The following is a 14562-nucleotide window of genomic DNA, read 5'->3' as shown; positions in this document are numbered from 1 at the left end:
GGGGAATTTGCGTTGGCAGGTCCTCCAAGAGGTTGTTTCCAAATGAAAATACTGGCCCTGAATCAGAGGAATCAGAGAATCCCCCTGAAAGAGCCGCGTTGCGGCATCAACTTGGGCATTTCGAGTGCCGCGAACGGGCCAATCTTTCGGCCAAGAACCAGCCGGGTCCCGAGCAGGTGAAAAAATCTTACAATTGCGGCGTCAGCGCTTTGGGCTCGGCGAGCATCGATACATATGTTCATCGTGTCAGGTGCACTTGTTGCTGAACGAGAGCTTGCTCTTGCAGATCCGCTGCGGCGCGCAGCAGGGGAATTGTAAGGGCCGGAGATCGGGAAGTGACGCGACACGGGGCGAACACGTGTGCCCCCCAAGCCAACACTCTGTGCCGGTTTCTCTGGCGCAGGGTAGCTGTCGAAGCCCGGGTTCGGCAGCATGACCTATGCCGTCTTTGGACAGCTGCGGAACGGGTGCTCTGCTGCGGCGCGCAGCAGTGGAGCATTCGTGCCGTCACTGTTCGAAGGCGGTGGCGGGAAAGTGCGTCGTCGAGGATGCATAGCCGCCTCTCAACCTACTACCCAGGTCCGGGCTGACGACCGGCAAGCACAGATACTGGGACGTTCCGGGGCAACCACCACAGGATGGCCGAGCTACGCCCGTCTTCGTTTGGGTTTCCCCCGTGTTTTTCGCGGCGTAAATTTAAGAGGTCATGAGCTTCGTCGGGGCGCTGGAACATGAAACGCGCAGCGCCTTCTTTGCGCGGGCCGTAGCGACGTGCAGAAGCGTGCAGGCTTGCGTTGCTCGGGATGAAGGAAGACCCGCCATCCCTCGAGCCCCGCCTCAAGGACCCGAGGAAGTTCGGCCTCGCTTTCGGCGATGGAGGTGGTCTGTCTGTTCTCCTCGGTCTCAATCAACTGGTCGGAGGAGACATTCTCTCCGCTGGTCCCGGCTTCGCCTCATCGGCGAGATCTCCGAGACATGACAGCCCGCGGCTGGCAACGTGGTGGCCTCTCCTGCGCTATTTGCGGTTCCACCGCGACCCCGGTCATAGACTTCCTGGTCCGAATAGCCGGCGGCGAGCGGTTAGGGGACTTGGTAGGTGAGCGGGTTGAAATCCTCTTCCACCATCTCCAATGCTTCGATTGCCGTCATGGTCCGGATCGCTGGCAATCCTTCGTCGGGCACACCAGGCGCGCAATCTCTTTTCGGCGATCTCGGCAAACAGACGGAGCTTCGACGGTGCGGGTGTCTCTGCTTCGACGGCAGTTGCGTCCAGTTCCTCGATGACGCGGATCCGCTTCGTCGAGGAAGGTTGCAATGCCCGACGTGAGCAGGCCGAAGCGTCAACAACAGATCGGGGCCGCTGCCTAAAGCCTGTTGAGGAGAAGGGCTACGCCGGGGCTTCCACAGGCTCGCGGTAGCCGGCCTGACACCTTTCAAACCAGGTTCGGCACACATCCGGCTGGCCGGCGCGCATCTTGACTGGCCATATGCAGCGATCGGGCGATCCGTCCCGCCCGCTGGATCACATGCGCCGCGCCCTCCGGTGTGCAGACCTCGCCAGCCGTTTCCCGGAAAAGATCAAGCCAACGGTCGAAATGCGTCCAGGTCACTGGCAAGCCCACGTGCTTCGGCACCGGCGCTCCGTGATAGCGCCCGGTCATCAGCGCGACCGATGACCAGAAGTCGACCATCTTCGCGAGATGGGGTCCCCAGTCGGTAATCCGTTCCGCGAAGATCGGACCAAGCACCGGATCGCGGCGGATCTTGCCGTAGAAGCCATGCACAAGGTCGGTGAGCACAGCTTCGGTGAGGCCGGTCCTCTTCATAATTTCCCGGGTCATGGCAGGGCGTGCCGAGCGGATCGGCGGGAGGGAGGCTTGCGTCTGGGACATGACTGACTTGGCGTGAACGATTGTTGCGGGAGCGAGATAGAGCCTCTAATGAGTATTGTAAATACCAATTTATAGCGAGGCCACCAGATGCGCTTGACCAGCTTCACCGATTTTGGACTTCGGGCGCTCATGCGCATGGCCAGTGCCCCGGAGCGCGCCTTCTCGACGGCGGAGATCGCAGACGAGTTCGGCATCTCGCGCAATCACCTGAACAAGATCATCCAGCGCCTCGCCCGGCACGGGTTCGTTACCACGCGCCGCGGCACCGGCGGCGGTGCGACGCTTGCACGTCCCGCCAGCGAAATCGGCCTGGGAGATCTCGTGCGGCTCCTCGAGCAGGATCAGGCACTCGTCGAGTGTTTCTCTCCGGACGGGGCCTGCTGCGTCACCCCGGTCTGTTGCCTGAAAGGCAAGCTCTACGCTGCGGAGGCGGCGTTCCTGGCCGAACTCGATCGCTCGACGCTGGCCGACGTCGCCTTGCCGACGCCTGCGCCAGCCGTGGCCTGAAAGGAGAGCGTCATGGGCAACGTGTCTTTCAGCACTGATGGCTTTGTGGTCGACGCGGAGATAGTAGGCGATGCTTTCGATCTGCCGCCCGCCAACGTTCCCGCGAGGCTCCGTGCCGGTGAGATTACCAGTCGTTGCGAGACCGGTGTCGACGAGGACGCCGGTCGTTGGCGCCTGACCTTCTATTGCGGAGGCCGGGCGTTGCGTCTCGTCGTCGACCAGAGCGGCACGATCCTGTCGCGCGCGACCTTCCCTGCACACGCGCCGGCCGCGGGTCCGATCGACCTCGCGATCATGAGTGCGAAGACCTGATCATCAATTCCTTACAATGAAGGGGCATCCCTCATGCTGTCCTCCCTCCTCCGCAAACCAGGCCTCGGCTTCGCCCTGGCGTTCGCCGGTGCGTTGGCGCCGGCAGCGGCCTCGGCTCATGTGAAGTGGTTCGCACCATACATCGTCGACGCGGCACCAGCGCCAATCACCCGGACCCTGACGGATCCCTGGTTCTGGACCGGCATCGTTCTGGTGTTGGCCTTTTTCACCGCCTCGCGTCTTGTCGAGCGCACGCCCGTCGGAGAGACGACCCTCGATGCGATGGACCGCGTCACGAACCCCCTCTGGTTCAGGCTCGACGACTTTGTCCGCATCGTGATCGCCGGCTTCTTCGTCGCGATCTTCTCGGTCGGCGGCGTCTACCTGACGCCCGACCTCAAGACCCCGGCGGAATGGGTGAGTTGGCTTCAATTGCTCATCGCGACGGGCATCGTCTCGCGCAAGACCATGCCACTTTCAGCGGCCGGGATCATCTTTCTCTGGGTGCTGGCGCTGCGCGACTACGATCCGTTCCACCTGCTCGACTACCTCGCGCTCGGCGTGGCCGCGGCGGCCTACCTGGTGCTTGAATCCTCGGGGCGGGAGGATTGGCGCAAGCACCGCTTCGAGGTGCTCCGCTGGGGCGTCGCGATCGCGCTGATGTGGTCCAGTCTTGAAAAGTTCGCCTATCCCGAATGGTTTTACCCCCTGGTCGAGGAAAAGCCCTTCCTGACCTTCGGTATCCCGCGCGACATGTTCATCCCGATGGCGGGCGTGGCGGAGTTCACCATGGGCTTCGGCCTGCTGGCCACGCCGCTGGTGCGTCGCCTTTCGGCCATCGCGCTTTTCGTGATCTTCAATGCCGCGGTCTATCCCTTCGGCCGGGTCGACTTGATCGGCCACGCCCTCATCATGGCGATCATCGTCGTGATCGCCGTGGACCATACCCGGCAACTCCACTTCTGGTCCTGGATCCGGCGCGCGCTTGTCGGCGTGCCGATCGGTCTGACCGGGGCGCTGGTGATCTTCGTCACGGCCTACTGGGGTCTGCACGCCGTCTTCTACGGCACCGAAACCCGGACGATGGCCGAGATCCGCGCCGAGCGGGGCGAGATGGCCACGCACTCCTATTCGCTGGATCATCCGCACGGACCGCAGGCGATGGAGACCCTGCGCGAGGGCGATGAGCTCTCGCCGGTCACGCCGGCCGACCTTGGCGACACCTCCATTGCCGACGCCTATGCGCAGTCGATGATGGGGATGCACGTTGAGATGATGGCCGGCCTCCGGCACGACGACCCCGACATAGCCTTCGTGCTCGGCATGATCCCGCACCATAAGGGGGCCATCGACATGGCCCGCATCCAACTCGCCGCAGGTTCCGATGCCGAGAACATGGACCTGGCCCGGCACATCATCGCCGAACAGCAGCAGGAGATCGACGCCATGCGCGCCTGGCTCGAGGCACGCGGGATCAAGATGCCAGATAGTTAACTCTCCGCGCGAAGTGCTGCGTAAGAGCCGCTGCGAAAGACATGCCTCGCGTTGCAGGAGACCAACCTGGCGGTTCGTCTGGCGGCATTCTTGGCAGGAATGCCGCCGATCACTTTCCGTCCCCTCACGTAAACGCAAAAGGGTGGCAATGACCTGCCACTGAACTTTCACCCATCCGGAACCAGAGCCCTTCGGGTTGATACGCCGATTGGCGCAGGTGGAGCAACCGGCATCCGCGCGGAGCTTTCAGATGGCGCAGCGCGGGTGTCGGTTGCGGTGATCAGGCGCTCGGCGAACGCCTTGGGCGTCTGATAGCCAAGCGCCGAATGTGGGCGCTCCTCGTTGTAATCTGCTGCCCAGGCACGGATTACGGCGCGCGCATGGGGCATGTTGCGGAACATGGTTTCGTTGAGGAGTTCATCGCGCATGCGCCCGTTGAAACTCTCCACAAACCCGTTCTGCATCGGCTTGCCCGGGGCGATGTAATGCCATTCGATCCCCTGCGCGGTAACGAAGGTTAAGATCGCGTTACTGGTCAGTTCGGTGCCGTTGTCCGAGACAATCATGCCGGGCTTTCCACGCCGTTCGATCAAGGCCGCCAATTCCCGCGCGACACGCCGCCCCGAGATCGATGTGTCCGGAATGGCCGCCAGGCATTCCCTCGTCACGTCATCGACCACGTTCAGGATGCGGAACCGCCGGCCACTGGCGAGCTGGTCATGGACAAAATCCAGCGACCAGCGCGCATTGGGCCGGGCCTCGACCAGGATCGGTGCCCGGGTTCCTACCGCCTTGCGCCTGGCCCGGCGTTTGCGCACCGTGAGCCCTTCTTCTCGATACAGCCGGTAGATACGGTTGATCCCGGAGGGTTCTCCCTCCCGGCGCAGCAGCACAAATAGCCGCCGATAACCGAACCGGCGGCGTTCATTGGCCAGATCCCGAAGCCGCTGGCGCAGCCGGGTCTCGGGCGGTCGCGCGGACCGGTAGCGGATCATCTTGCGGTCCGCTCCAACAATCTGACAGGCCCGCCGTTCCGACAGGCCAAGCCTGGCCCGCAGATGCGCAACGGCTTCGCGCTTCACGGCGGGCCCTACCATTTTTTTGAGAGCAGTTCCTTCATCGCCGCAGCGTCGAGCATCTGCTCCGCCAGCAACTTCTTCAGCTTGGCGTTCTCGTCCTCCAGCGCCTTCAGTCGTTTGGCGTCCGAAACCGTCATCCCACCAAACTTGGCTTTCCAGGCATAAAAGGTGCCTTCCGACATCCCGTGCTTGCGGCACAGATCGGCGCACTTCGCGCCTACCTCATGCTCGGTAAGGATGCCGATGATCTGTTCTTCGCTGTATCTCGTTCGCTTCATTGTCCGTCCCTTCGTTGGGGCGGACTCTAATTCCAAATGGAGGAAAAATCCCGTGGCAGGTCACCGGGAATGGCGAATGAACGCGAGGCGGTCGAGTTCTACATCTTCGTAACGTCGCTGGCCGCCTTCGGTCCGGCCGGGCTCGGGCATCAAGCCGATCTGCTCGTAGTAGCGGATCGTCTGCACCTTGGTGCCGGTCCGCTTTCCCAAGCTGCCTATGGAAAGCATGCGAGGTCTCCTCATCAAACTTCGGTCGTTGCATTCGTGTGCTCTCGCCCCGGCCGGAAAGGCGGGAATTTTCTCGGCGCAGCTTGAACCTACAGTGGCTGTAGCTCTTATATCAAAACCCGACCGGGAATCACAGCGGGAGGTCCGTCATGGCCGACGGGATCGCAGAACAACGCGAGTGGCGCGTGACAGGCATGGATTGCGGCTCCTGCGCCGCGAAGGTGCGCGGCGCGGTCGAACGCCTGCCCGGTGTCAGGGATGTCGATGTCGCGCTCATGGCCGAGCAACTGCGCCTGACGCTCGACGAAAGCCAGACGTCGCCCGAGAGGATCGAGAAGGCCGTGCGCAGTTTCGGCTTCGGCATCGCACCCAAGGGCGCGCGGCCGGAAAAGCCCAAGGGGGGCTTCATCCTGCCCGATGGCGCGTTCCCGGCATCTGCGGAGGCCCCAGGGGCCGGCACCGGACTGGAAGACGCCGGGGCGCCCGAAACTGGGCCGACCTCGTGGATGAGAACCGCCAAGGGTCGCCTTGTGCTTGGCACCGGGGCCCTGCTCGCGGCGGCATGGGCGTCCCGGCTCGTCGTTACCGCCGAAACGGCGCATTGGGCTTTCATCTTGGCGACCTTGGTCGGGCTCGTGCCTGTAGCGCAGCGCGCCTTTGCGATGACCCGGGCAGGTATGCCCTTCACCATCGAGATGTTGATGACGATCGCCGCCGGCGGTGCGCTGGTGATTGGCGAGCCGGAAGAGGCTGCGCTGGTCGTCTTCCTCTTCGCCGTGGGCGAACTGCTTGAAGGCGTCTCGGCGGGCAAGGCGCGCGACAGCATCCGGGCGCTCTCGAAACTGGTGCCGAAGACGGCGCGGCTCGAAGTGGGCCGCAGGGTTCGGGAGGTCTCGGCCGAGGCACTCCAGGTGGGCCAGGTCGTGCAGGTCCGCCCCGGCGACCGGGTGCCCTGCGATGGCGAAGTGATGAGCGGCACGTCAGGCGTAGACGAGAGCCCGGTAACCGGCGAGAGCATCCCGAGCCTCAAGGAGCCCGGCGCGGAGGTCTTCGCCGGGTCGATCAATGCCGAGGCGGTGCTGCGGGTGCGGGTCACAAAGGCGGCCGAGGACAACACCATCGCCCGCATCGTGCGGCTGGTTGAAGAGGCCGAGAGCGCCCGTGCCCCGACCGAACGGTTCATCGATCGGTTCAGCCGGGTCTACATGCCCGCCGTGGTGGGGGCTGCGCTTCTGGTCGCGGTCGTCCCGCCGCTGGCCTTCGGGCAGGCCTGGGGCGAATGGGTCTACCGCGCGCTGGCCCTGCTGCTGATCGGCTGCCCCTGCGCGCTGGTGATCTCGGTGCCCGCCTCGATCACCTCGGCGCTCTCGACCGGGGCCCGGAACGGCCTTCTCATGAAGGGCGGTGCGGTGATCGAGGCGGCGGCCCGCACCACACATGTCGCCTTTGACAAGACCGGCACGCTCACACACGGCAAGCCCCGCGTGACGGACGTCTCGGTGCTGAGCGGGAGCGAGGATAGGCTCATGTCCCTCGCCGCCGGGGTCGAGAACGGCGCGAGCCATCCGCTCGGGCAGGCAATCTGTGCGGAGGCCGAGCGGCGGGGCATTGACGCGGCTGCGGCCACCGGCGGCCGCACGCTGCCCGGCAAGGGCGCCGAAGCATCCATCGACGGCGTCACCGTCTGCGTGGGTTCTCCGCGACTGGCAGAGGAGCGCGGCGCGCTCTCGGACCACCTGCGAAGCCACGTGGCAACGCTGGAAGCCCAGGGCAAGACGGTCGTGATCGTGCTGCGCGAAGACGTGCCCCTTGGCCTTGTCGCGCAGCGGGACGAGCCGCGCGCCGACGCGGCGGAATCCGTCGCGCAGCTTCGCGCCCTCGGCATCTCATCGATAATGCTGACCGGGGACAATGCACGCACCGCCCGAGCCATCGCGGACGGGCTCGGGATCGAGCATCGGTCCGAGCTGATGCCCGAGGACAAGGTGACGGCGATCCGCCATCTGACGACGTCCGCGCGTGTGACGATGATCGGCGACGGGATCAACGACGCCCCCGCACTTGCCGCCGCGCATGTCGGTGTCGCGATGGGGTCTGGCACCGACGTGGCGCTGGAGACCGCCGACGCGGCGATCCTGCGCAACCGCGTTACGGACGTGGCCGGGCAAATCCGCCTCGCCCGCGCGACCATGGCCAATATCCGCCAGAACATCGCCATCGCACTGGGCCTCAAGGCGATCTTCCTCGTGACCACCGTGCTCGGGATTACCGGCCTCTGGATCGCGATCCTGGCCGACACCGGCGCCACGGTGCTTGTCACGATGAACGCCCTGCGGCTGCTGTTCTTCCGGCCTTCAGGGGCGGAAGACGTGGTCGGACGTGCCGGCCGACCCCAACTGAACTCGGATCGTGAACGCGCATCCGCAACGACCTGAGAGGAGACACAATGACCATCACCAGACGCGCCATGCTGGCTTGCACGGCAGGCTTCGCCGCTGCCACTCCGTTCGCAGCGATGACGCAGGGCATGCCTGCGATCCACGTCCTGAAGGACCCGAATTGCGGATGCTGCTCGGCCTGGATCGACATCCTGCGCAAAGACGGCTTCACCGTGACCACCGAAAGCAGCTACGGCACGCTCCTCGTCAGGCACAAGCTCGAGAACGGCATCCTCCAGAAAATGACCTCCTGCCATACCGGCGAGATCGAGGGCTACATGATCGAGGGACATGTGCCGCCGGCCGACATTCGCAGATTGCTTGTCGAGCGTCCGGACGCCGTCGGCCTCGCCGTGCCGGGCATGCCCTTCGGCTCGCCGGGCATGGGTCCCGAAGACGCGCGCGAAGCCTATGATGTCTTCTTGATCCGGCAGGATGGCAGCACGGAGATATTTTCTCGCTACGAGGCCACATGAGGGCAGATCAAGATGTTGTGCACTGCCAGCACGCCAATTCTGTCTCGCGCGCGGTCACGGCGACAGGAGCGCACCGGCCTCTGACGGTTCTCCAAACGCCCGCTCCGCGACTTTCGCCTCCGCGCGTTCAAGCCATCCATAACGCCACCCGATCACACGTCCCACAAGGAGCTTGTCATGGCAGAGCAGCAAGATGACCGCCAAGCGGACCTGCGGCGCGGAGTTCGCGTTGAGGTCGCCAGCCTCGTCTACAACATCCTGGAAGTCGTCGTCTCGGTGACGGCTGGCCTTCTCACTGGCAGCGCCGCACTTATAAGCTGGGGGCTCGACAGCACCGTCGAAGCCACCTCTGCCGGCACGCTGATCTGGCGCCTGCGGGCCGAGGAACGGGGCGCCGACCCGCGCACGGTTCTCAAACGCAAGAAGGTCGCCCTTTCGGTCGTCGCGGCAGCGTTCTGGATCGTGGTCGCGGCGATTTTATACGAGGCAGTGTCAGCCTTCGTCTCGCGCGAAGCGCCAGGCTTCTCGTGGTGGGGGATCGCGATCCTTCTGGTTTCCCTCGTGGTCAATCCGTTCCTGGCGTGGGGCAAGCACCGCTACGGCAAGCGCCTGGGCTCGCCCGCGCTGAAGTATGACGCCAAGGACACGCTGATCTGCGAGTATCAGACGGTGGTGGTCCTGATCGGCCTCGCCCTGACGCAGGCCTTCGGCTGGTGGTGGGCCGATCCCGTCGCTGCGCTTCTCATTGTCCCCTACGTCGCCTGGGAGGGATTGGAAGCCACCAAGGATGCGCTGTCGGTTGATCCGGACGATGCCGAGAGGCCGGCATGATAAATAGCAGCATCTTCGCGTGTGTGGAGGCTGCTTTGAGCTTGTGGCGGGACAGCGCAGTGTTGCTCGGCATGTCACGATGCCTCGTCTGCTTCCGCATAGACAAGGCCATCGAATTTGGAGAGCCGCCATGCCGCACGATCACGCCCATATCGACCCCGAAAGCGGTGACCGCAGGGTTTCGATTGCCATCTGGGCGAACGCGCTCCTTACCGTCGCGCAAATCGTTGGGGGCATCTTTTCGGGATCACTCGCGCTGATCGCCGATGCACTGCACAATTTTTCGGACATGGCGTCGCTGGTCATCGCCTTCGTCGCCCGCAAGATCGCGCGACGCCCCGCGGACGAGCGCATGACCTTCGGCTACGGCCGGATCGAGATCGTGGCGGCCCTGGTCAACTACACCACCCTGATCCTGGTCGGGATCTACCTGATCTACGAAGGTGGGATGCGCATGATCGATCCGCCTCAGGTGGCGGGCTGGACGGTGGTGATCCTGGGCGGCGTCGCGCTCGTGATCGACACCCTGACCGCAGGGCTGACCTATTCGATGCAAAAGGGCAGCGTGAACATCCGGGCGCTCTTCCTGCACAACCTCTCGGACGCGCTCGCCTCGGTGGCGGTCATTGTCGGCGGCACTTTGATCATCCTCTACGACCTGCGCTGGATCGATCCCGCGATCACCATCGGCATCGCGCTCTACATCCTCTATCTCGCCCTGACCGAGATCGGCGGGCCGGTCCGGATATTGATGCTCGGCAGCCCGCCGGACATGGACGCCGAGGCGGTGGTCCGGGCGATGGTGACGGTCGAGGGCGTTCGCGATGTGCACCATGTCCACCTATGGCAGATGCAGGAGCACGAGGTGGCGCTCGATTGCCATGTCGTGCTGGAGGATGACGACTGGTCGCGCCTCGGCGCGGTGAAGCAGGCGCTGAAGGGGAGACTGGAGGAGGATTTCGGCATCGGCCATTCCAGCCTCGAGTTCGAGACCGCCGATAACCCCCATGAAAATGCGCCTCTCTTCGGACACGATAGCCTGTCAGCGGGTGCGGGCGCGGACAGATGATTGCTCAGGCGAGTGACGACGCAGTCTATCTACGTAGCGACCTCCGGAATTGTTGATGACCCTGCAAGGAGGCGAGGATCGACAAAAGGGGTAAGATATCCTAACTCCTTCCCCATGCGCTTTCTGGTCCGCCTTGCCACGCTCTGCCTTTCGCTCGCCCTTTTGGGCGGCATGCTTGGGCATGACCTGGCTGGCGCGAAGATGTCCCTGGAGATGGCCAGCGCCGCAACGGTGATCGATGCGGAGCAGGGTGATATCTGCCCTGCCTGCACGCAGGACACGTCGGACGCCGTCGTCTGCGACATGGATTGCACGGCGCCCGTTCTGTCGACGGTCCGGGATGCCCGGACAGCCGGGCTGAATCTGCGCTCCTCACCCCTGGAAACGTCTGGCGATCTCGATCTCGCGGGCCTTGATCCGGGGTCCGACCCCTTCCCCCCACGAAGCACCTTCCTGAGCTGACCGGCCGCACCCCGAGGTGACGGCCTGGTCTCGTTGCATCCGCCGCAGTCCGGCCGGTGCGCGATCGACGCCATTCGTCCTCTTCGGGAACTGCTTTCATGTCTGTCTTCAAACCGCGCGACGTCTCGCGCAGACGCTTTCTGGGCGGTGGCCTGGCCGCGCTCGGTGCTGCGCCAATCTTTCCGCATATCTCTCTCGCCGCGACCGGCGAGGCGATCCATGCCCTTGCCTTCGACGGCGATACTCTCGTCGCGGCCACCGAGGCCGGACTACGGCGCCTCCTCTCCGGCACGGCCCGCCAATTGCCGTTCGCTTCTCGGATCACAGCTCTCGCCAGCCACCCAAAGCGTGAGGGCACGCTTCTCGCGGCGCTGGAGGGTGGCGGGCTGCGTCGCAGCCTCGATGGCGGGCTGACATGGGCCGAGGCCGGAGCCGGCCTGCCCGCCGCCCCTATCACGGCGCTCACCGTAGCCGCGCTGGACCCCGACATGATCTACGCCGCGATTCGGGGGGACGGCCTCTGGCGCAGCGAAGATAGCGGCGAGAGCTGGCACTTCGTGATGGATCGCCCCTACCTCGAGGGCACTGAACATGACGTGCTGAGCCTCGTCTCAGTCGCGAGCCCCTCGGGCATGGGCGGCATCTGGCTCTACGCTGGAACAAAGGCGGGGCTGACCCGGGTGCCCGATTGCTTCTGCCGTTGGCAGGACGTGACGGCCGGGGACGCCATGGACGCGCTGGCCGCCGGCAAGAGCCCGCCGCCCGCCGCGCCGTTACCCCTTGGTGAGCCGATCGCCAATCTGGCGCTCGCACCGGATGCGCCACAGCGGCTTTACGCCGGGCTGGCCAGCGGCCTGTGGGTTTCCACGGATGCGGGCGTGAACTGGGCGCAGGCCTCGCCGGGCGCCACAGAGGCGCTGGCCGTCGATCCGGCCGATCCCCTTCACCTCGTTGCCGCTCGCGAGAGCGGTCTGTCGGTCAGCCGCGATGGCGGCGCGACATGGACCAGATCAACCCCATTCAAGGACAGCTGACATGAACACCAAGCTTACCCTGGGCGCCGCCGCCCTCACCACTGCCGGCATCCTCGGCTTCGCCACCTTCGGCATGGCCGAAAGCGACCAGGCTGCGGCAACGGCCGCCTCCGTTCCCGCCGACCGCCAGATGACCATCTGGCGCGATCCGTCCTGCGGCTGCTGCGACGCCTATGCCGATTACGCGGAGGAGAACGGCTATCAGGTCACGCGCATCGACGACCGCGACTTCGACACGCGCTCCATCGACGTGGGTGTGCCCGAGCAGGGGCTCGGCTGTCACCTGGCCGAAGTGGACGGTTATTACGTCAGCGGCCTCGTGCCGGTCGAGATCATCCAGCGCCTGACCAGCGAGCGCCGCGAGATCACCGGCATCACCCTGCCGGGCATGCCGCGCAACGCGCCGGGCATGGCGGGCAAGAGCGGGACGCTCAAGACCTACGCTTTCGGGGAGGGCGGTATCGCCGTCTATTCCGATGAATGAGTGCCCGATGACGGAGATGATGAGCGGGCCGATGATGAGCGTGATGATGGGGGCTGGCGGGCTTTTGCTGGTTCTGGTGCTGGCGGTGCTGGTGTTGAGCGTTCTGGCTCTGATCAAGTTCCTGCGGAGGCCGGCATGAAGCGGCTCCTTCTTGCGGGGATTGCCGGCGCCGCGGCCTTGGGGGTCGTGGTCGCCTGGGCCGAAAGCGGGGGCGATGAAACGCCGTCGCTGACGGTTCTGGGCGAGCCGGTGGATGCCGCGATGATCGCGTCCGGGCAGGAGGTCTATGCAGCCAACTGCGCCTCTTGCCACGGTGCTGAGCTGGAAGGCCAGCCTGACTGGCGGCGTCGACTGGACAACGGCCGCATGCCCGCACCGCCTCATGATGCTTCGGGTCATACCTGGCATCATGCGGATCGGCAGCTCTTCACGATCACCAAGCACGGGATCGGCGCTGTCGTTCCCGGCTACGAGAGCGACATGCCCGCCTTCGAGGGCATTCTGTCCGACGCCGAGATCACCGCCGTGCTGGCCTACATCAAGAGCAGCTGGCCCGAGCGGGAGCGCGCCTTTCAGGCGGAGGTGACAGCCAATGACGGGGGCGGGGGATGATCGAGTCTCAACCACCTGTCCAGCGTCCGCGCTGGGCCCTGCTGGTCGCGATGCTGCCGGCGGCGATATTCGCGGCGCTGGCCGGGGCCTTTCTCTGGGGCCTGTTCAACAGCGATGACAGTCTGCCCAGCACGATGATCGGGCGGGAGATCCCGGCCTTCGAGCTGCCCCCGATCGAGGGCCGCTCGAACGGGCTGTCGTCGGCGGACCTGCGCGGCGAGGTCTCGATCGTCAATGTCTGGGCCTCGTGGTGCGTGCCCTGCCGGGTGGAAATGCCGTTGCTGGTCGAGCTGGCCGCGAGCGGCACCGTCCCGATCCACGGGATCAATTTCAAGGACAAGCCCGCAGCGGCTCTCGGCTTTCTGGAAGAGCTTGGCGATCCCTACACCCGGATCGGTGCTGACCGCACCGGCCGAGCCTCGCTCGAATGGGGCGTCTATGGTTTGCCGGAGACCTTCGTGATCGATGCCGGGGGACGCATTGCCTACAAGCATGTCGGCCCCTTCAGCCGCCGATCGCTGGAAGAGGATATCCTGCCCGTGGTGCGCAAACTTCAGGCGGGGGTTGCACCATGAGACGGCGCGGCTTTCTCGCAGGTGCGCTCGCGCTTGGGGCCTCTCCGGCATCGGCGCGGCCGGTCATGGCAGAACACACCAGCCCGCGTGCGATGCTCTCGCCACCGTTCAGGAACGCACGCGGGGACGATCTGTCGCTTTCGGATTTCGGGGGCCGCACCGTGCTGCTCAACATCTGGGCGACCTGGTGCGTGCCCTGCCGTGAGGAGATGCCGACGCTCGACCGGCTCGAGGCGCGGCTTGGCGGAGAGGATTTCCATGTGCTTGCCCTGTCGATCGACCGGGGGGGACTGGACGCCGTGCATGCGTTCTATTCGGAAATCGGCATCCGTCATCTGGAGATCTACCTCGCGGATCAGACGCGGGCGATGCTCGGCTTCGGGGTCGTGGGTCTGCCGACGACCATCCTGATCGACACGCGCGGCCGCGAGATCGCGCGCCGCATCGGCCCCGCCGAATGGGACAGCGCGGCGGCCATCTCCCAGTTTCAACGCACCATCACCAAAGGACGAGCCGGCCGATGATCACCCTATCGAAAGACAGAAAGACACTCCCGATGCCGTCCCGGCGCCGGACCCTCATGCTGGCGGGGATGGCCGTCACCGCCGGCGGCATGGCTCTCAACTGGGATTGGCTCACCGCCATGGGGGCAGCGCCGCTGATCCTCAGTCTCGCCCCCTGTGCCGCGATGTGCGCGCTGGGGCTGTGCATGCGCGGCGGCTCCGGCGGCTGCGCCAAGAACGATCCGGCAGGCAAGCCGGACGTGACGACCGACTGAACCTCAACCGAAA

The 14562-nt window shown here is 65.0% G+C and carries 17 protein-coding genes and 1 pseudogene; 15 read left to right on the top strand and 3 right to left on the bottom strand.

Annotation, left to right across the window (positions count from 1 at the left end; all coding sequences use genetic code 11):
• Window positions 1-1433 precede the first annotated feature (1433 nt).
• Window positions 1434-1841, bottom strand: coding sequence for a group III truncated hemoglobin (locus tag D6850_RS11060; protein WP_121166725.1), 408 nt, complete (start codon window positions 1839-1841; stop codon window positions 1434-1436).
• Between the two features lie 138 nt (window positions 1842-1979).
• Here D6850_RS11060 and D6850_RS11055 point away from each other — a divergent pair, with 138 nt between their 5' ends.
• Genes D6850_RS11055 through D6850_RS11045 form a run of 3 tightly spaced genes read left to right on the top strand, consistent with a single transcriptional unit; the run spans window position 1980 to window position 4205 of the window.
• Window positions 1980-2399, top strand: coding sequence for an Rrf2 family transcriptional regulator (locus tag D6850_RS11055; protein WP_121166723.1), 420 nt, complete (start codon window positions 1980-1982; stop codon window positions 2397-2399).
• A 12-nt stretch (window positions 2400-2411) separates the two neighbouring features.
• Window positions 2412-2711 (top strand): DUF6522 family protein, encoded by a 300-nt coding sequence (locus tag D6850_RS11050; protein ID WP_121166721.1) that lies wholly within the window; start codon window positions 2412-2414, stop codon window positions 2709-2711.
• Window positions 2712-2744: 33 nt separating this feature from the next.
• On the top strand, window positions 2745-4205 hold the full coding sequence (locus D6850_RS11045; protein ID WP_121166719.1) for a DUF305 domain-containing protein: 1461 nt from the start codon (window positions 2745-2747) through the stop codon (window positions 4203-4205).
• Window positions 4206-4372: 167 nt separating this feature from the next.
• Here the strand turns inward: D6850_RS11045 and D6850_RS11040 are convergent.
• Both D6850_RS11040 and D6850_RS11035 read right to left on the bottom strand, forming a co-directional pair.
• A protein-coding gene (locus D6850_RS11040) for an IS3 family transposase (protein WP_121166717.1) occupies window positions 4373-5562 on the bottom strand; the annotation gives its coding sequence in 2 pieces (ribosomal slippage) (window positions 4373-5301 and window positions 5301-5562; 1191 coding nt in all).
• Between the two features lie 63 nt (window positions 5563-5625).
• A pseudogene (locus D6850_RS11035) lies at window positions 5626-5790 on the bottom strand (MerR family DNA-binding transcriptional regulator); the annotation flags it as partial.
• 149 nt (window positions 5791-5939) lie between these two features.
• Here D6850_RS11035 and D6850_RS11030 point away from each other — a divergent pair.
• From D6850_RS11030 to D6850_RS10980, 12 genes are all read left to right on the top strand, one after another.
• A complete protein-coding gene (locus D6850_RS11030; protein WP_121166715.1) occupies window positions 5940-8225 on the top strand; it encodes a heavy metal translocating P-type ATPase in 2286 nt (761 codons plus the stop codon).
• An 11-nt stretch (window positions 8226-8236) separates the two neighbouring features.
• On the top strand, window positions 8237-8704 hold the full coding sequence (locus tag D6850_RS11025) for a DUF411 domain-containing protein (protein ID WP_121166713.1): 468 nt from the start codon (window positions 8237-8239) through the stop codon (window positions 8702-8704).
• Window positions 8705-8881: 177 nt separating this feature from the next.
• On the top strand, window positions 8882-9535 hold the full coding sequence (locus tag D6850_RS11020) for a cation diffusion facilitator family transporter (protein WP_121166711.1): 654 nt from the start codon (window positions 8882-8884) through the stop codon (window positions 9533-9535).
• 130 nt (window positions 9536-9665) lie between these two features.
• Window positions 9666-10604: a cation diffusion facilitator family transporter gene (locus D6850_RS11015; protein WP_121166709.1), complete on the top strand. Its 939-nt coding sequence runs from the start codon at window positions 9666-9668 to the stop codon at window positions 10602-10604.
• Between the two features lie 114 nt (window positions 10605-10718).
• Window positions 10719-11066: a hypothetical protein gene (locus D6850_RS11010; RefSeq protein WP_121166707.1), complete on the top strand. Its 348-nt coding sequence runs from the start codon at window positions 10719-10721 to the stop codon at window positions 11064-11066.
• A 98-nt stretch (window positions 11067-11164) separates the two neighbouring features.
• Window positions 11165-12100 (top strand): WD40/YVTN/BNR-like repeat-containing protein, encoded by a 936-nt coding sequence (locus tag D6850_RS11005; RefSeq protein ID WP_206019240.1) that lies wholly within the window; start codon window positions 11165-11167, stop codon window positions 12098-12100.
• A 1-nt stretch (window position 12101) separates the two neighbouring features.
• Complete coding sequence (locus D6850_RS11000) at window positions 12102-12584, top strand: DUF411 domain-containing protein (RefSeq protein ID WP_121166705.1); 483 nt, start codon at window positions 12102-12104, stop codon at window positions 12582-12584.
• 7 nt (window positions 12585-12591) lie between these two features.
• Window positions 12592-12723, top strand: coding sequence for a hypothetical protein (locus tag D6850_RS19850; protein ID WP_281272579.1), 132 nt, complete (start codon window positions 12592-12594; stop codon window positions 12721-12723).
• Window positions 12720-13196 (top strand): c-type cytochrome, encoded by a 477-nt coding sequence (locus tag D6850_RS10995; RefSeq protein WP_121166703.1) that lies wholly within the window; start codon window positions 12720-12722, stop codon window positions 13194-13196. Before D6850_RS19850 ends, D6850_RS10995 begins: the two co-directional genes overlap by 4 nt.
• Window positions 13193-13771 (top strand): DsbE family thiol:disulfide interchange protein, encoded by a 579-nt coding sequence (locus D6850_RS10990; RefSeq protein ID WP_121166701.1) that lies wholly within the window; start codon window positions 13193-13195, stop codon window positions 13769-13771. The genes D6850_RS10995 and D6850_RS10990 overlap by 4 nt, the downstream gene beginning before the upstream one ends.
• On the top strand, window positions 13768-14295 hold the full coding sequence (locus tag D6850_RS10985; protein ID WP_121166699.1) for a TlpA family protein disulfide reductase: 528 nt from the start codon (window positions 13768-13770) through the stop codon (window positions 14293-14295). The genes D6850_RS10990 and D6850_RS10985 overlap by 4 nt, the downstream gene beginning before the upstream one ends.
• Window positions 14292-14549 (top strand): hypothetical protein, encoded by a 258-nt coding sequence (locus D6850_RS10980; protein WP_121166697.1) that lies wholly within the window; start codon window positions 14292-14294, stop codon window positions 14547-14549. The genes D6850_RS10985 and D6850_RS10980 overlap by 4 nt, the downstream gene beginning before the upstream one ends.
• Window positions 14550-14562 lie beyond the last annotated feature (13 nt).

Origin of the sequence: Roseovarius spongiae (genome assembly GCF_003651245.1) — a bacterium.
GTDB lineage: Bacteria > Pseudomonadota > Alphaproteobacteria > Rhodobacterales > Rhodobacteraceae > Roseovarius > Roseovarius spongiae.
This window is presented reverse-complemented; position numbering and strand designations above follow the sequence as displayed.

Bases quoted from the DNA above. Each gene is read 5' to 3' on its own strand.
- D6850_RS11060 (WP_121166725.1), bottom strand. From the start codon at position 1,841: ATGACCCGGGAAATTATGAAGAGGACCGGCCTCACCGAAGCTGTGCTC.
- D6850_RS11055 (WP_121166723.1), top strand. From the start codon at position 1,980: ATGCGCTTGACCAGCTTCACCGATTTTGGACTTCGGGCGCTCATGCGC.
- D6850_RS11050 (WP_121166721.1), top strand. From the start codon at position 2,412: ATGGGCAACGTGTCTTTCAGCACTGATGGCTTTGTGGTCGACGCGGAG.
- D6850_RS11045 (WP_121166719.1), top strand. From the start codon at position 2,745: ATGCTGTCCTCCCTCCTCCGCAAACCAGGCCTCGGCTTCGCCCTGGCG.
- D6850_RS11030 (WP_121166715.1), top strand. From the start codon at position 5,940: ATGGCCGACGGGATCGCAGAACAACGCGAGTGGCGCGTGACAGGCATG.
- D6850_RS11025 (WP_121166713.1), top strand. From the start codon at position 8,237: ATGACCATCACCAGACGCGCCATGCTGGCTTGCACGGCAGGCTTCGCC.
- D6850_RS11020 (WP_121166711.1), top strand. From the start codon at position 8,882: ATGGCAGAGCAGCAAGATGACCGCCAAGCGGACCTGCGGCGCGGAGTT.
- D6850_RS11015 (WP_121166709.1), top strand. From the start codon at position 9,666: ATGCCGCACGATCACGCCCATATCGACCCCGAAAGCGGTGACCGCAGG.
- D6850_RS11010 (WP_121166707.1), top strand. From the start codon at position 10,719: ATGCGCTTTCTGGTCCGCCTTGCCACGCTCTGCCTTTCGCTCGCCCTT.
- D6850_RS11005 (WP_206019240.1), top strand. From the start codon at position 11,165: ATGTCTGTCTTCAAACCGCGCGACGTCTCGCGCAGACGCTTTCTGGGC.
- D6850_RS11000 (WP_121166705.1), top strand. From the start codon at position 12,102: ATGAACACCAAGCTTACCCTGGGCGCCGCCGCCCTCACCACTGCCGGC.
- D6850_RS19850 (WP_281272579.1), top strand. From the start codon at position 12,592: ATGACGGAGATGATGAGCGGGCCGATGATGAGCGTGATGATGGGGGCT.
- D6850_RS10995 (WP_121166703.1), top strand. From the start codon at position 12,720: ATGAAGCGGCTCCTTCTTGCGGGGATTGCCGGCGCCGCGGCCTTGGGG.
- D6850_RS10990 (WP_121166701.1), top strand. From the start codon at position 13,193: ATGATCGAGTCTCAACCACCTGTCCAGCGTCCGCGCTGGGCCCTGCTG.
- D6850_RS10985 (WP_121166699.1), top strand. From the start codon at position 13,768: ATGAGACGGCGCGGCTTTCTCGCAGGTGCGCTCGCGCTTGGGGCCTCT.
- D6850_RS10980 (WP_121166697.1), top strand. From the start codon at position 14,292: ATGATCACCCTATCGAAAGACAGAAAGACACTCCCGATGCCGTCCCGG.